Consider the following 15317-nt stretch of genomic DNA (forward strand, 5'->3'; position numbering starts at 1 on the left):
CTGATACACCACCGCTCCTTTCCGGCGCGTGAGCGCCAGCCTCAAGCCTCGATCTGTGTGATGACTTCTCCCTCCTTCCGCTCCGATTTCCTGCGCACGCTTCACGAGCGCGGCTACATCCACCAGTGCTCGGACCTCGAGCGCCTCGATGCCAAGGCCGCGGAAGGGCCGATCACCGCCTATATCGGCTTCGACGCGACCGCATCGAGCCTGCATGCGGGGCACCTGCTCTCCATCATGATGCTGCGCACCCTCCAGCGCACCGGCCACCGGCCGATCGCGCTGATGGGCGGCGGCACCACCAAGATCGGCGACCCGTCCGGCAAGGACGAGGCCCGCAAGATGCTGACGGACCAGCAGATTTCGGACAACATCCAATCCATCCGCAAGGTCTTCGCGCAGTTTCTCGATCTCGAGAAGGGCGCGGTGATGGAGAACAACGCGGCCTGGCTGGACGAGCTGAAATACATCCCCCTCCTGCGCGAGGTGGGGCCGCACTTCACCATCAACCGCATGATGACGTTCGATTCGGTGAAGCTGAGGCTGGAGCGCGAGCAGCCGCTCACCTTCCTCGAATTCAACTACATGATTTTGCAGGCCTATGACTTCGTGGAGCTGTCCAAGCGCCACGGCTGCATCCTGCAGATGGGCGGCTCCGACCAGTGGGGCAACATCGTCAATGGCATGGAGCTGGGCCGCCGGATGCACGGCGCCGACCTCTTCGCGCTGACGACCCCGCTGCTCACCACCTCCTCCGGCGCCAAGATGGGCAAGACCGCCGGCGGCGCCGTGTGGCTCGATGCCGACCTGCTCTCGCCTTATGAGTACTGGCAGTACTGGCGCAACGCCGGCGATGCGGACGTGGAGCGCTTCCTCAAGCTCTTCACAGAGCTGCCGCTGGACGAGATCGCCCGCCTCGCCGCACTGGAAGGCCAGGAGATCAACCTCGCCAAGGAGGTGCTCGCCACCGAGGCGACCGCGCTCCTTCACGGCCGCGAGGCCGCCGAAAAGGCCAAGGAGACCGCCCGCACCACCTTCGAGCAGGGTGCGCTGGCGGTGGACCTGCCCACGGTGGAACTGCCGCGGGCCAAGCTGGAAGCCGGCCTTGGCGTCGCCAACGCCTTCGTGGACGCCGGCCTCGTCGCCTCCACCAGCGAGGCGCGCCGCCAGATCAAGGGCGGCGGCCTCCGGGTGAACGATGCCGCTGTCACCGACGAGAAGGCGATGATCGACCTTGCCGCGCTCACACCCGAGGGGGTGGTGAAGCTCTCCATGGGCAAGAAGAAGCACGTGCTGCTGAAGCCGGTGTGAGGCGGACGGCCGGCGTCCGGCCCCCCGTCCCTCCTTCGGCCACAAAGGCCGGTCATTGGGCGCAACGTTGACGGCCCCGTCGCGCTGACGTAAGCGCACGCCCTTCGCACAGCCACCTGTTTCAACGCATTTTCTTCACGCGAACCGGTACCCACTTCGCTGGAAAATGCTTCAGAAAGAACCCGCCTCCCCATGGCCGAGCCCGCGCCGCGCATCTCCTTCGTTTCCCTCGGCTGCCCCAAGGCGCTGGTGGACAGCGAGCGCATCGTCACGCGCCTGCGCGCCGAGGGCTACGAGCTGACTAAGACCCACCAGGGCGCGGACCTCGTCATCGTCAACACCTGCGGCTTCCTCGACAGCGCCAAGGCGGAGAGCCTGTCCGCCATCGGCGAGGCGCTGGCGGAAAACGGCCGGGTCGTCGTCACCGGCTGCATGGGCGCCGAGCCCGAGCAGATCCGCGAGGTGCATCCCAGCGTCCTCGCCATCACCGGCCCGCAGCAATATGAGAGCGTGCTCGCCGCCGTCCACGAGGCGGTGCCGCCGCAGCACGATCCCTTCCTCGATCTCGTGCCCGAGCAGGGCGTGAAGCTCACGCCCCGGCACTACGCCTATCTGAAGATCTCCGAAGGCTGCTCCAACCGCTGCACCTTCTGCATCATCCCCAAGCTGCGCGGCGATCTCGTCTCCCGCCCCGCCGCCGATGTGCTGCGCGAGGCCGAGCGGCTGGTGAAGGCGGGCGTGAAGGAACTCCTCGTCATCTCGCAGGATACCTCCGCCTATGGGGTGGACCTGCGCTATGCGCCGAGCCAGTGGGGCGACAGGGAGGTGGCGACCCGCTTCCTCGACCTCGCGGCTGCGCTGGGCGACCTCGGCGCCTGGGTGCGCCTGCACTATGTCTATCCCTACCCGCATGTGGATGCGGTGATGGAGCTGATGGCCGCCGGCAAGGTGCTGCCCTATCTCGACATCCCCTTCCAGCACGCGAGCCCAACCGTGCTCAGGCGCATGAAGCGCCCGGCCTCGCAGGAAAAGACGCTCGCCCGCATCCAGGCGTGGCGGGCGGCGGTGCCGGACCTGACGCTGCGCTCCACCTTCATCGTCGGCTTCCCCGGCGAGACGGAAGCGGAGTTCGAGGAGCTTCTGGCCTTCATGGAGGAAGCCGAGATCGACCGCGCCGGCGCCTTCAAGTTCGAGCCCGTGCGCGGCGCCGACGCCAACGCTTTGCCGGACCCGGTGCCGGACGAGGTGAAGCAGGACCGCTACGACCGCTTCATGCGAACCCAGCAGAAGGTCTCGGCCCGCCGGCTGAAGAAAAAGGTCGGCACCCGCCAGCAGGTCATCATCGATTCCGTGAGCGCGCAGGGCGCCATCGGCCGCACCAAGGGCGATGCGCCTGAGATCGACGGCACGGTGAAGGTGTTCTCCCGCCGCCCGTTGCGCGTGGGCGAGATCGCCACGGTGAAGATCGAGGCCGCCGGCCCCTACGACCTCACCGGTACCGCCGTCGGGTTCTGATCCGGACTGGACCGGGAGCCGGCCAAGCTCCCTCTCCCCCTTGCGGGAGAGGGCTGGGGTGAGGGGTATCGCCTCCCTGGCCCGGCACTGCGACGAACGGCAGCGGCCCACTCACCCGTCTCGCGGCTGCGCCGCGATCCACCCTCTCCCGCGAGGGGAGAGGGGAACTCCTCAGATCAGACAATGGCGCCCGGACTCGAATTCGGCCGAGCTCCCTCTCCCCTTGCGGGAGAGGGGGGGTGAGGGGTGTTTCACCTTTTGCCCCGCTATCTGGTGAGCGCGGCCCCCTCACCACGTCGCCTTGAAATTCCGGTAGAGCTGCTCAGCCGCCGCCGCGAAGACCGGCATCCGCTCCTTGGTCGCGTTTTCGAGCAGCGCTTGCCCGCCGGCGCCGGTAATGGCCTCCAGCGCGCAGCGATATTCGGGAATGATTCCCCATTCCGGCACCGTCTCGTCGGTCAGCTCCACGTGATACTGGATGCCGAACGCCCTCTCTCCCACCTGCAGCGCCTGAATGGCGCAATGCTCGTTCTCGGCGAGCACGACCCCGCCCGGCGGCAAGGACAACACGGCCGCACCGTGCCACTGGAGAGTCGGGAAGGTGGGGGGGAGCCCCTTGAAGAAGGGAGAGGCGCGCCCCGCCGCCGTCAGCGACACCTCGGTGACACCCACTTCCGGCCGGGGCATGAGGCCCACCTTGCCGCCCAGCGCATCGGCGAGGAGTTGGTGGCCGAGGCAGACGCCGAGATAGGGCTTGCCGGTGGCCATCCAGTCCCGGATCGCCGCCTTCTCTGCGACGAGCCAAGGCAGTTCCTCCTCCTGCCAGACATCCATGGGCCCGCCGAACACCATGAGCGCGGCGTAATCATCGAAGGGCGGGATGGTCTCGCCCTCGTCCAGCTCCACCGCGTCCCATTCCACGCCATCGGCGCGCATGAAGTCGCGGAAGCGGCCGGGGTGCTCGCAGGCGACATGCTGGAAGACGAGGACTTTCACGGGATGCCTCCATGCTGGCCAAATGGGCCGGTTGCCGGATACTGTGCTGGCGGCCGGGAACGGGGCAATAGCCATTCCCGTCAGTTAAATATCTTTCATGGCAGGTCGGCGCGGATTGATGATTCGCCCGCCGCCGGGCGCGCGGATCGGGGCCAAACCCGCCGCCGGCGTTGACTCCGCACGCTTTCGCGACTAAGAACCCGCCACCTTGCGGGCCGGAAGTGGCCCGCTTGGCGTTTCACGCACCCGTGGCTTCGCAAGGCAGCGCGCCGGGCGAGCCTGTCGGCGGAACGGTCCGGAACCTCTGGGTTTCCATCCATTCCGCAGAGGAGGGGCGCGATCCAAACTCGAACGAACCAATAGGGATCCGCGTTACATGAGCAAGCGCATTGCGGCCAAGCACAAGATCGATCGCCGTATGGGCGAGAACATCTGGGGCCGCCCCAAGAGCCCGGTGAACCGTCGTGAATACGGTCCCGGCCAGCACGGCCAGCGCCGCAAGGGCAAGCTGTCCGACTTCGGCGTGCAGCTGCGCGCCAAGCAGAAGCTGAAGGGCTATTACGGCTCCATCGGCGAGAAGCAGTTCCACAAGGTGTATGTCGAGGCCTCGCGCCTCAAGGGCGACACCGGCGCCAACCTCATCGGCCTGCTGGAGCGCCGCCTGGACGCGGTGGTTTACCGCGCCAAGTTCGTGCCCACCATCTTCGCCGCCCGCCAGTTCGTCTCCCACGGCCACGTGAAGGTGAACGGCAAGCGCGTGAACATCCCGTCCTACCTCGTGAAGGTCGACGACGTGGTGGAGGTGAAGGAAGCCTCCCGCCAGCTCGCCATCGTGATCGAGGCGCAGCAGCTCGCCGAGCGTGACGTGCCCGACTACATCGAGGTCGACACCCACAAGCTCACCGCGCGCTTCGCCCGCATCCCCGAGCTGAACGAAGTGCCCTACGCGGTCCAGATGGAACCGAACCTGGTGGTCGAGTTCTACTCGCGCTGATCCGGCGCGGGACCCGAGAAAAGAAAAGGCCGCCCATCGGGCGGCCTTTTTGTTTGGGCCGCCGCGTCCTGCGACGCGGCGGGAAACGCAAATGGGGCTCAGGTGCCGGACTTCACCTCTGCCGCGGCGACGGCGAGAAGCTCGTCCATGTTGCGGCGGATCTGGTGGTCCGAGACATCGACATTCCTGGCGTCGAAGTCGGCGCGCAGCTTGCGGAACACGTCCTCGTCGCCGGCTTCCTGCAGGTCGGCGACGACGACCTCCTTGGCGTATTCCTGGGCCGCCTCGCCGGTCAGGCCAAGCTTCTCGGCGGCCCACAGGCCAAGCTTCTTGTTGCGGCGGGCGAGCGCCCGGAACCGCGTCTCCTCGTCGAGCGCGAAAGCCTTCTCGAAACCTTCCTCGCGCTTGTCGAACGTGGTCATGGCACCCCTCTTCCTGCGAATGGGCGGCCGGCGGCCGGCCTGATCTGTTTGCGCGGACTGCGTTTGCGCGGACCCTGATGATTTGGGTTGCCGCTGCGCTCACGCAAGGGCAGCCGCAGCTCCACACGCGCACTCCGCACGCGCGCCTTGAATATCCCCCGCCTCCCATTAGATCAACGTCAGTAAAGCTCCGCGCCCCGATACGACCGTGCGACCTGATGGCCGCTCGCCGGGGAACGGTGCCGCACCTGCCCGGGTCCGGCACGATGCCAAGCGCAAGATGCCAGCGCATGACGGCCGGACATGACGGGCATATGGACGCGCGTTGTATCGCGCGGCCTGATCGGCTAGTGTCCGAACGGGTTTGGGGTGACCGTCAAACAGCCATCCCGGCCCCGCCGAGGAGCGTCACACGAACGGAGCCTTGGCAAACCCATGGATTTCCTCAATCGACGGTATACCCCCATGAGCCGCCGCCGCCGAATCTACGAAGGCAAGGCGAAAGTCCTCTATGAAGGACCCGAGCCCGGCACACTCATTCAGCACTTCAAGGACGATGCCACGGCCTTCAATGCGAAGAAGCACGATGTCATCGACGGCAAGGGCGTGCTGAACAACCGGATTTCGGAGTACATCTTCTCCCGGTTGAACGACATCGGGGTGCCGACCCATTTCATCCGCCGGCTGAACATGCGCGAGCAGCTCATCCGGGAAGTGGAGATCATTCCCCTCGAGATCGTCGTGCGCAACGTCGCCGCGGGCTCCATCTCGACCCGCCTCGGGATCGAGGAAGGCACCCAGCTGCCGCGCTCGATCATCGAGTTCTATTACAAGAATGACGCGCTCAACGACCCAATGGTGTCGGAAGAGCACATCACCGCCTTCGGCTGGGCCACCACCCAGGAAATCGACGACATCATCGCCCTGGCGATCCGCGTCAACGACTTCCTGTCCGGCCTCTTCCTCGGCGCCGGCATCCGTCTGATCGACTTCAAGATGGAATGCGGCCGCCTGTGGGAAAACGACATGATGCGCATCGTGGTCGCTGACGAGATCAGTCCCGATTCGTGCCGGCTCTGGGACATCAAGTCGAACGACAAGATGGACAAGGACCGCTTTCGCCGCGACATGGGCGGCCTCGTGGAGGCCTATACCGAGGTCGCGCGCCGGCTCGGAATCCTGATGGAGAACGATCCGACGCAGGGCAAGGGCCCCGTGCTGGTGAAGTGAGGCGTCAATTCGGGCGGGGGCGTTGTTTCCCCTACCCGAAAAGTGCTAGGCGGGGGCCGGATCGGCCCCCGTTTTGCGTTGCCGGGCCCCTCTGGCCCTGGCGATGCCTAGCGGCGGGCAAGCAACAACGCGGGCGCCGGCCCGTGCCATGAAGGCGAGGTTTCCATGAAGGCCCGAGTGATCGTCACCCTCAAGTCGGCGGTGCTCGACCCGCAGGGCAAGGCCATCGAAGGCGCGCTGCGGTCGCTGGGCGTGGCCGGCGTGCAGAGCGTGCGTCAGGGGAAGGTGTTCGACGTGGAGCTGGCCGGCAACGACCGCACCGCCGCCGAGGGCGCCCTGAAGGACGCCTGCGACAAGCTTCTCGCCAACACCGTGATCGAGACCTACAAGGTCGAGTTCGCCGAGTGATGTGCGAGTGATGTGATAATCTGGCGGCCGTTTCAGGGAGCAAGGCCGCCGAGAGGGCATGATGGCCGAGATCACCAACGAGCGTCACACCGAGGTTCCGGCGTCGATCCCACGGGACGCTGCCCGCGCCGCGCCGCCCCTGCGGGCTCGCGCAGAGGTGATCGCCCGTCACGGTCTCCGGCCCGCCACGGGGCGGGACATGAACACCATATACGGCATGCACGCGGGCCGTGACGCGCGGCTCGATCGCATCGCACGCAGGCTCGGCCGCGTCGGCACCCACTGAGAGATCATGAAACCAGCCGTCATCCTCTTCCCCGGCTCCAATCGTGAGCAGGACGCCGTTCGCGCGCTGCGGCTCGTTTCCGGCGCCAAGCCCCAGGTGGTGTGGCACGCCGAGCATGAGCTGCCCAAGGGCACCGACCTCGTGGTCCTGCCCGGCGGCTTCTCCTACGGCGACTATCTGCGCTGCGGCGCCATCGCCGCGCGGGCGAACATCATGGAGGCCGTGCGCGCCCATGCGGCCCGCGGCGGCCTGGTGCTCGGCATCTGCAACGGCTTCCAGATCCTGTGCGAGGCGGGGCTGCTGCCCGGCGTGCTGGTGCGCAACGCGCGCCTGCGCTTCGTCTGCCGCGAGGTGCTGCTGCGGGTGGAGCGGGCCGACACGCCTTTCACCAAGGCCTATCGCAAGGGCGAGCTCATCCGCATCCCCGTGGCCCACGGCGAGGGCAATTTCACCGCCTCCGAGGCCAACCTGGCGCGGATCGAGGGCGACGGCCGCGTCGCCTTCCGCTACGCCCGCCGCGACGGCCAGATCGACGAGACGGACGGCCCCAACGGCGCCATCAACGGCATCGCCGGCATCTATTCCGAGAAGTTCAACGTGCTCGGCATGATGCCCCACCCGGAAAACTACATCGAGCCGGAGATCGGCCCCACCGACGGACGCGGCCTCTTCGAGAGCCTCGCCGGCGCCCTCAAGGCGGCGTGAGCCGCGGCCCCAATTCGGATCGACGCCCGTGAACCACATTCCCAACACCGTCCGCATCACGCCGGAGCTCGTCGCCGAGCATGGGCTGAAGCCGGAGGAGTACGATCACTTTGTGAAGCTGATCGGCCGCGAGCCGTCGATCACGGAGCTGGGCATCGTCTCGGCCATGTGGAACGAGCACTGCTCCTACAAATCCTCCAAGGTCTGGCTGCGCACCCTGCCCACCACCGGCAAGCGCGTGATCCAGGGGCCGGGCGAGAATGCCGGCGTGGTGGACATCGGCGACGGCCTCGCCGTGGTGTTCAAGATGGAGAGCCACAACCACCCCTCCTTCATCGAGCCCTACCAGGGCGCGGGGACGGGCGTGGGCGGCATCCTGCGCGACGTGTTCACCATGGGCGCGCGGCCCATCGCGGCGCTCAACGCCTTGCGCTTCGGCGACTGCCACAATCTGAAGACCCGCCGCCTTCTGGCCGGCGTGGTGGCCGGCATCGGCGGCTATGGCAATTCCTTCGGCGTGCCCACGGTGGGCGGCTCGGTGGGCTTCCACAAGCGCTACAACGGCAACATCCTCGTCAACGCCATGGCGGTCGGCCTCGCGAAGACGGACGAGATCTTCTACGCGGCGGCCACCGGTGTCGGCCGGGCCATCGTCTATCTCGGCTCCAAGACCGGCCGTGACGGCATCCACGGCGCCACCATGGCCTCGGCCGAGTTCGGCGCCGATGCCGAGGAGAAGCGCCCGACCGTGCAGGTGGGCGACCCCTTCGCCGAGAAGCTGCTGCTGGAAGCCTGCCTCGAGATCATGAAGGCGGGCTGCGTGGTGGCGATCCAGGACATGGGCGCCGCCGGCCTCACCTGCTCCGCCGTCGAGATGGGCGCCAAGGGCGACCTCGGCGTGGAGCTGAACCTCGACGCCGTGCCCTGCCGCGAAACCGGCATGACGGCCTATGAGATGATGCTGTCGGAGAGCCAGGAGCGCATGCTCATGGTGATCGCCGACGGCAAGGAGGAAGAGGCGGAAGCCATCTTCCGCAAGTGGGGCCTCGACTTCGCCGTCGTCGGCCACACCACCGATACGCTGCGCTTCGTGGTGAAGCACAAGGGGTTCGTGGAAGCCGACCTGCCCATCAAGGAACTGGGCGACGAGGCCCCCGAATACCGGCGCCCCTATGATGAGCCGGCCCCGCGCCCCGAGATCCTGCCCTCGGACGTGCGCACCACCGCCTCGGTGTCGGACGCGCTGGAGCGGCTCATCGCCTCGCCGGACCTGTGCTCCAAGCGCTGGGTGTGGGAGCAGTACGACCACCTCATTCTCGGCAACACCGTGCAGCGCCCGGGCGGCGACGCGGCGGTAGTGCGCGTGAACGACGGCCCCAAGGCCCTCGCCATGACCACGGACGTGACGCCCCGCTATTGCGAGGCCGGCCCCTTCGAGGGCGGCAAGCAGGCGGTGGCGGAGGCGTGGCGCAACCTCACCGCCGTGGGCGCCACCCCCATCGCGGTGACCGACAATCTGAACTTCGGCAATCCCGAGAAGCCGGAGATCATGGGCCAGTTCGTGGGCTGCGTGAAAGGCATCGGGGCTGCCTGCGAGGCGCTGGACTTCCCGGTCGTCTCCGGCAACGTCAGCCTCTACAATGAGACCAACGGCAAGGCGATCCTGCCCACCCCGACCATCGGCGGCGTCGGCCTGATCGAGGATCTCGACCAGACCATGACCCTGGACTTCAAGGCAGCGGGCGAGCCGGTGCTGCTCATCGGCAAGACCAAGGGCTGGCTCGGCGCCTCTGCCTTCCTCGCCACCGTGTGCGAGCGCGAGGAAGGCGCCCCGCCCCCGGTCGACCTCATCGCCGAGAAGCGCAACGGCGACTTCGTGCGCAACCTCATCCGCGATGGCGTCGCCACCGCCGTGCATGACGTGTCGGACGGCGGCCTGCTCGTGGCGCTGGCCGAGATGGCCATGGCCAGCGGCATCGGCGTGTCGCTGGAAGACGCGCCGGACGGGATGGACCCCTATGCGTGGTGGTTCGGCGAGGATCAGGCCCGCTACGTGGTCACGGTCGCCTCCGGCCAGGGTGCCGAGGTGATCCACAAGGCGGAGATGGCGGGCGTGCCGATCATGAAGATCGGCAAGACCGGCGGCGACCGCTTGATCGTGCCGCACGACCGCTCGATAGTTGTCGAATCGTTGAAGGACCGGCACGAGACGTGGCTGCCCATCTACATGGGCGCCTCATCCTGACGCTCTCGCGCACAGCAAGGACGTTTCGACCATGCCCATGAATGCCCGCGACATCGAGCAGCTCATCAAGGATGCGCTGCCCGACGCCACCGTGGTGATCGAGGATCTGGCGGGCGACGGCGACCACTACGCCGCCCGCATCGTCTCGGCCTCGTTCCGCGGCAAGAGCCGGGTGCAGCAGCACCAGATGGTCTATGCCGCGCTCAAGGGGAACATGGGCGGCGTGCTGCACGCCCTCGCCCTGCAGACCTCCGCCCCCGCCGAGTAATCCGGGCACGGCTCCGCTCGCGGTGGGGTGACACGTGCCTGTGCAAGCGTGTCGCCCCCTGAGGCCTTGCGCTTCGGGCCGCTTGGGCCGATCTTTATCGGTGGAAGGCCTTCTTTCCGGCCGCAGACATTGGATTTGAGACCATGGGCATTCGTGACGATATCGACGCCATCGTGAAGTCCGGCGATGTGGTGCTGTTCATGAAGGGCACGCCGCAGTTCCCGCAGTGCGGCTTCTCCGGCCAGGTGGTGCAGATTCTCGACCACGTGGGCGTCCCCTTCAAGGGCGTGAACGTGCTCGAGAACGACATGGTCCGCCAGGGCATCAAGGACTACGCCAACTGGCCGACCATTCCCCAGCTCTACATCAAGGGCGAGTTCGTGGGCGGCTGCGACATCATCCGCGAGATGTTCCAGTCGGGCGAGCTGATCCCGCTGCTGGAAGAGAAGGGTGTCGCCATCCGCGACCGCGCCATCGGCTGACCAGCCCGCTCTGTGGCCGTGCCATCGGCACCTGAAGCTCCCGGTCCCGGCGCTCCCGCGCCGGAGGCCTCGCGCATTCCAGCGGCGCCCCCCGCGCCTTTGGCGCTCAAGCTGGTGATGGGCCTCGGCCTCCTGGTCGATGCCGGCATCGTCATCCTGCTGATTGCGATTTCCGGCTTCGTCTTCGGTGGTCCGGAGGGAGCTCGGGGCGAGGCATCGGCCGTGATGGGCTGGGCCAGCACCCTGGGAATCACCCTGCTGTCGCCGGCGATGGGCCTCTGGATGTGGCGGCGCGGCCGCCGCGACCTTGCGCTCGCCATGGTCTGGCTCCCGCCGCTCGCCTTCATGCTCGGGCTCTCGCTCGGGCTGTAATTGCCGCCGCGCCCAAGGGCGGGCGTGGCCCGCCCCTTCCCGCGCCCAAAGGCGGGCCGTGGCCCGCCCCTCTGTCAGGCGATGCCGTGCTGGCGTTTTGCGGCGGTGAGCGTGTTCTGCAGCAGGCAGGCGATGGTCATCGGCCCCACGCCGCCGGGCACCGGCGTGATGAGGCCGGCGATGCCCTGCGCTTCCGCATAGGCCACGTCCCCCACGAGGCGGGTCTTGCCGTCGTCCTTCGGCACGCGGTTGATGCCCACGTCGATCACCGTCGCGCCTGGCTTGATCCAGTCTCCCCGCACCATCTCCGGCCGGCCCACCGCCGCCACCAGGATATCCGCCGTGCGGCATTCGCCGGGCAGGTCGCGGGTGCGGGAATGGGCGATGGTGACCGTGCAATCTTCTTTCAACAGCAGCTGTGCCGCCGGCTTGCCGACGATGTTGGAGCGACCCACCACCACCGCCTTGAGCCCGGCGAGGCTGCCGAGGTGATGCTTGAGCAGCATGATGCAGCCGAGCGGCGTGCAGGGCACCAGCGCATCGAGGCCGACGGCAAGGCGGCCGGCGTTCACCACATGGAAGCCGTCCACGTCCTTGGCGGGATCGATCGCGGCGATGACCTTGGTGGCGTCGATCTGCGCCGGCAGCGGCAGCTGGACGAGGATGCCGTTCACGGCCGGGTCGGCGTTCAGCTTCGCCACCAGGGCCAGCACGTCCGCCTCGGGCGTGTCGGCGGCGAGCTTGTGCTCGAACGAGGCCATGCCGGCCTCGGCCGTCTGGGCCGCCTTGTTGCGCACATAGACCTGGCTGGCCGGATCCTCGCCCACCAGCACCACGGCGAGGCCGGGGGTGAGGCCGGCGCTGGCCCTGAGGGCGGACACCTCCTCGGCGATGCGGGCGCGCAGTCCGGCGGCGAAGGCCTTTCCGTCGATAGGCTTGGTCTCGATCACGAAGCACTCCCAGGACTTGTCGGGAGCCCGGCCTCGGCGGGGCCGGCTCCGCTCGCTGTGCGCAATTCCCGTCCTTGTCGGCAGGCGGGACGGCTGAGGCAAGGCCAAAAGCATGCCGGAACGCCGCAGCTGTGCTGCTTACAGCGCGCCAATGTTTCTTGTAAAGAAAATTGTCTTACCAGACAGAAAGCTTAGCCCTGCGCGCCGCCCCTGGCGGGAACCTGCTGCGCCTCGTCCTGCCGCCGCAGCATGTCGATGGCGGCGGCGATGGGCAGCGGCGGGGCGAACAGATAGCCCTGCGCGGTGGGCATGCCGATCTCGCGCAGGAAGCGCAGCTGCTCGCGCGTTTCCACGCCCTCCGCCGTCACGTTGATGCGGAGTGACCGGGCGAGCTTGAGCTTATGCTCGACCACCGCCGCCACGTCCGGATCGGTGCAGGCCTTCACCATGAAGGAGCGGTCGATCTTGATGCGGCTGATCGGAAAGCGGCTGACGTGATGCAGCGAGGCATAGCCCGTGCCGTAATCGTCGAGGGCGACGCCCACTCCCAGCTCGCGCAGCGCCGCGAAGGTGCGGCTCAGCTCGTCCGAGGTGTTGAGCACGATGGATTCCGGCACCTCGATCTCCAGCATCGCGGGATCGAAGCGAGTGTCGGCGAGAATGGCCGCGACCTCTGCGGCGAAGGTCGGCGCCTTCATGGTGGCGGGCGCGACATTGACCGATATGGACATGCCCCGAAGGGCCGCCGCCTCGGTGCAGGCGCGGCGCATGCCATAGAGGTCAAGGCCGGCGATGATGTGCATCTCCTCGGCCATGGCGATGAACTGCGCCGGCAGGAGGCGACCGAGGCGAGGATGGTCCCAGCGCAGCAGCGTCTCGAAGCCGACCACGCGGCCGCTCGCCACATCCACCTGCGGCTGGTAGGCGATCACCAGTTCGCCGCGCTCCAGCGCGCCACCGAGGGCGCCCTCGATCTCGCGGCGGGCGTTGCGCTCGCTCTCCAGCTGGGTCTCGAAGCGGCAGAGGGTGTTGCCGCCCGTGTCCTTGGCCCGGTAGAGGGCGATGTCCGCCCGGCGCATCAGATCACTGGCGGAGATGGCGTCCTGCGGCGCCTCGGCGACGCCGATGGAGGCAGCGACGCGAATTTCCCCGGCGCCGTCCGGCACCGGCGGCCGCAGCTCGGCCTGCAGGCGCGTGAGCAGCAGGTCGATCTCGCTCGCGTCGGAGGCCGGAAAAAAGGCGACGAACTCGTCGCCGCCGAACCGCCCCGCGACGCCGCGATCGCCGATGACGGTGGCGATGCGGCTGCCGACCGCCTTCAGCAACACGTCGCCGGCGCCGTGGCCGGCGGTGTCGTTGATCATCTTGAAGTCGTCGAGATCGATGAACAGCAGCACCAGCCGCCCGTCCGGAGCGAGGCCGGCGAAGGCCGAGTCCAGCGCCTCGATGAAATAGCCGCGATTGTAGAGACCCGTCAGATAGTCGCGCGAGGCGGACGCGCGCGCCTGCGCCTCGCTCTCGGCGAGGGCCGCGGCGACCCGCAGCGCGCGGAACATCATGACGAGGAAAGTCACCGACAGCAGCGTCGTGATCACCGCCAGCGCCGGCAAGGCGTTGCGGAACAGATTCCGGCCGGGCTGCGAGCCGCGCCAGGCGAGTTCCGCCTCGGTGCCGTCGTAAAGGTTGGGGACGGAGGTGCCCACCTTGTCGGGATGGTTGGAGGCTCCCCGCCCGGTGCGCAGCTGGATGTCCTGCAGGTGGGCCGGCGCGGCGAGGGATTGCAGCAGCGTGTCGTCCAGAAGGTCTACCGTCACGGCCACCAGCGGCTGGGGCGCCTTGATGTCCTCAACCTGCTGAGTGAACGGGCGCACCACCATGATGCCCGCGCCCTCGCGGCTCGCGATGAGCCCGGCGTGTCCGGCGCGCCCTTCCGCCAGCAGGCGTCCGATGGCGGGGCGGATCCAGCCGTAGGCCTTCCGCTCCCCCGCCTTCCCGCGCTCGGACGAATAGAGCACGTCGCCCTTGGCATCGACGATGTAGACGAACTCGAAGCCGAACCCCTCGTTGAGCCTGCGGCCGAAGCGCTCGTCGAGCTGGGAGAGATCGCCGCTGGCGAGGGCGCGCAGCACCTGCCGCTCCTCGTCCGCCGTGGCCATGGCCTGCTGGATCAGCGCCTCGTGGGCCTGCAGTGAGGCGAGCAGGGCCAGCCGCTCGCGCATGGTCGCCTTTTCGTCCTGCTTCATGCCGGCGTAGATGAAGACGCCCACAAGCCCCACCACGAGGAGCGCGAGCGCGGCGAGCCCGGCCAGGAGCGAACGGTGGACATGGCTGCCGGACTGGCGGGGAATGACACTGCCCTCCCTGGAACCCGATTCCAGATCATCAAACCAGCCGCTCGAAGCCGGAATTGGCACCGCACGGCAGAAAATGCGGCCCTAAACGCCGGATTATCTCTATTCCGATAGATTTTGACCTGGCGCAAGGACGTTCCGACCTTAGAAAGGCGGTCCAGCCATCACAGAGCGAGCCTCGCGCAAGGTTCAACCTGCGGACGCCGTGCGTTGCACTACAGAGACTACTGGCGCCGCGGCAATTTTCCCCGCCCGCCGATGCTCAGTCCGGCGCATCCGAGCGTCTGCAATGCGCGTCCCGACCCGAACCGCACCAAAAACAACGCCGCCCGGCGGACTGATCTCCGGCCGGGCGGCGAAGTATTACGCAAGGTTAAGCCGGACCTCCGGCCGCTTTCAGCCGGCGGCGGGCGTCAGGAAGCGGTCGGCGTCGGCGCGGGTGGCGACGATCTCGGTGAGCTCGCCGACACCGGTGGTGAGCAGCACGCGCTCTACCTGCGGGTCGCAGTTGAACAGCACCAGCTTGCCGCCGCGCTTGTGCAGCGACTTCGCGTTGGCGAGGATCAGCCGGATGCCGATGGAGGCGAGGAAGGTCACGCCGCCCATGTCCACGAGCGTGACATGGGCGTGGCTCGCGTGGGCGCTGAAGGCGGTCTCGATTTCGGCGGCGCCGGCGATGTCCATGCGGCCGGCGAGGGAAATGAGGATCTGCCCGGGTCCGAGCGGGGTGGAGTCGAGCTTCATGGCGTCCGCCGTGGTTTGCTGAGGCATGCGCCCGAAGC

General features: G+C 67.7%; 16 protein-coding genes. 11 read left to right on the forward strand and 5 right to left on the reverse strand.

What is annotated here, in order from left to right:
- Nucleotides 1-60: 60 nt before the first annotated feature.
- Together tyrS and rimO are read left to right on the forward strand one after the other, a co-directional pair.
- Complete coding sequence (tyrS, locus tag V5F63_RS13305) at nucleotides 61-1311, forward strand: tyrosine--tRNA ligase (RefSeq protein ID WP_394102391.1); 1251 nt, start codon at nucleotides 61-63, stop codon at nucleotides 1309-1311.
- A gap of 192 nt (nucleotides 1312-1503) precedes the next feature.
- The gene (gene rimO, locus V5F63_RS13310) at nucleotides 1504-2826 is read left to right on the forward strand and encodes a 30S ribosomal protein S12 methylthiotransferase RimO (RefSeq protein WP_394102390.1); all 1323 of its coding nucleotides are present in this window, start codon (nucleotides 1504-1506) and stop codon (nucleotides 2824-2826) included.
- A 288-nt stretch (nucleotides 2827-3114) separates the two neighbouring features.
- Here the strand turns inward: rimO and V5F63_RS13315 are convergent, their stop codons facing one another.
- On the reverse strand, nucleotides 3115-3822 hold the full coding sequence (locus V5F63_RS13315; protein WP_394102389.1) for a type 1 glutamine amidotransferase: 708 nt from the start codon (nucleotides 3820-3822) through the stop codon (nucleotides 3115-3117).
- Between the two features lie 376 nt (nucleotides 3823-4198).
- Here V5F63_RS13315 and rpsD point away from each other — a divergent pair, with 376 nt between their 5' ends.
- Nucleotides 4199-4816 (forward strand): 30S ribosomal protein S4, encoded by a 618-nt coding sequence (gene rpsD, locus V5F63_RS13320; RefSeq protein ID WP_209489620.1) that lies wholly within the window; start codon nucleotides 4199-4201, stop codon nucleotides 4814-4816.
- 98 nt (nucleotides 4817-4914) lie between these two features.
- Here the strand turns inward: rpsD and V5F63_RS13325 are convergent, their stop codons facing one another.
- Nucleotides 4915-5238 (reverse strand): DUF1476 domain-containing protein, encoded by a 324-nt coding sequence (locus V5F63_RS13325; protein WP_209489622.1) that lies wholly within the window; start codon nucleotides 5236-5238, stop codon nucleotides 4915-4917.
- A 435-nt stretch (nucleotides 5239-5673) separates the two neighbouring features.
- Between V5F63_RS13325 and purC the strand changes: the two genes are divergently transcribed.
- The 8 genes from purC (at nucleotide 5674) to V5F63_RS13365 (ending at nucleotide 11234) form a co-directional block, all read left to right on the forward strand.
- Entirely contained in the window at nucleotides 5674-6468 is a 795-nt protein-coding gene (gene purC, locus V5F63_RS13330; protein ID WP_168458010.1) for a phosphoribosylaminoimidazolesuccinocarboxamide synthase, read from the forward strand.
- A 165-nt stretch (nucleotides 6469-6633) separates the two neighbouring features.
- The gene (gene purS / locus V5F63_RS13335) at nucleotides 6634-6876 is read left to right on the forward strand and encodes a phosphoribosylformylglycinamidine synthase subunit PurS (protein WP_169120019.1); all 243 of its coding nucleotides are present in this window, start codon (nucleotides 6634-6636) and stop codon (nucleotides 6874-6876) included.
- A 58-nt stretch (nucleotides 6877-6934) separates the two neighbouring features.
- On the forward strand, nucleotides 6935-7162 hold the full coding sequence (locus tag V5F63_RS13340) for a hypothetical protein (protein WP_509210801.1): 228 nt from the start codon (nucleotides 6935-6937) through the stop codon (nucleotides 7160-7162).
- 6 nt (nucleotides 7163-7168) lie between these two features.
- The gene (gene purQ, locus V5F63_RS13345) at nucleotides 7169-7867 is read left to right on the forward strand and encodes a phosphoribosylformylglycinamidine synthase subunit PurQ (RefSeq protein WP_209489626.1); all 699 of its coding nucleotides are present in this window, start codon (nucleotides 7169-7171) and stop codon (nucleotides 7865-7867) included.
- A gap of 37 nt (nucleotides 7868-7904) precedes the next feature.
- The gene (purL, locus tag V5F63_RS13350) at nucleotides 7905-10112 is read left to right on the forward strand and encodes a phosphoribosylformylglycinamidine synthase subunit PurL (protein ID WP_394102454.1); all 2208 of its coding nucleotides are present in this window, start codon (nucleotides 7905-7907) and stop codon (nucleotides 10110-10112) included.
- Nucleotides 10113-10143: 31 nt separating this feature from the next.
- Nucleotides 10144-10380, forward strand: coding sequence for a BolA family protein (locus tag V5F63_RS13355; protein WP_024278809.1), 237 nt, complete (start codon nucleotides 10144-10146; stop codon nucleotides 10378-10380).
- Nucleotides 10381-10523: 143 nt separating this feature from the next.
- Nucleotides 10524-10862 (forward strand): Grx4 family monothiol glutaredoxin, encoded by a 339-nt coding sequence (gene grxD, locus V5F63_RS13360; RefSeq protein WP_394029729.1) that lies wholly within the window; start codon nucleotides 10524-10526, stop codon nucleotides 10860-10862.
- A gap of 99 nt (nucleotides 10863-10961) precedes the next feature.
- A complete protein-coding gene (locus tag V5F63_RS13365; protein WP_394029728.1) occupies nucleotides 10962-11234 on the forward strand; it encodes a hypothetical protein in 273 nt (90 codons plus the stop codon).
- Nucleotides 11235-11308: 74 nt separating this feature from the next.
- On the opposite strand, the gene folD is transcribed toward V5F63_RS13365, so the two are convergent.
- From folD to V5F63_RS13380, 3 genes are all read right to left on the reverse strand, one after another.
- On the reverse strand, nucleotides 11309-12184 hold the full coding sequence (gene folD, locus V5F63_RS13370; protein ID WP_394102388.1) for a bifunctional methylenetetrahydrofolate dehydrogenase/methenyltetrahydrofolate cyclohydrolase FolD: 876 nt from the start codon (nucleotides 12182-12184) through the stop codon (nucleotides 11309-11311).
- Between the two features lie 191 nt (nucleotides 12185-12375).
- Nucleotides 12376-14598, reverse strand: a complete 2223-nt coding sequence (locus V5F63_RS13375) for a putative bifunctional diguanylate cyclase/phosphodiesterase (protein ID WP_394102387.1) — start codon at nucleotides 14596-14598, stop codon at nucleotides 12376-12378.
- 333 nt (nucleotides 14599-14931) lie between these two features.
- Nucleotides 14932-15279: an STAS domain-containing protein gene (locus tag V5F63_RS13380; protein WP_394029725.1), complete on the reverse strand. Its 348-nt coding sequence runs from the start codon at nucleotides 15277-15279 to the stop codon at nucleotides 14932-14934.
- Nucleotides 15280-15317 lie beyond the last annotated feature (38 nt).

Source organism: Xanthobacter wiegelii (genome assembly GCF_043193855.2).
In the GTDB taxonomy this organism is placed as follows: Bacteria; Pseudomonadota; Alphaproteobacteria; order Rhizobiales; family Xanthobacteraceae; genus Xanthobacter; species Xanthobacter flavus_A.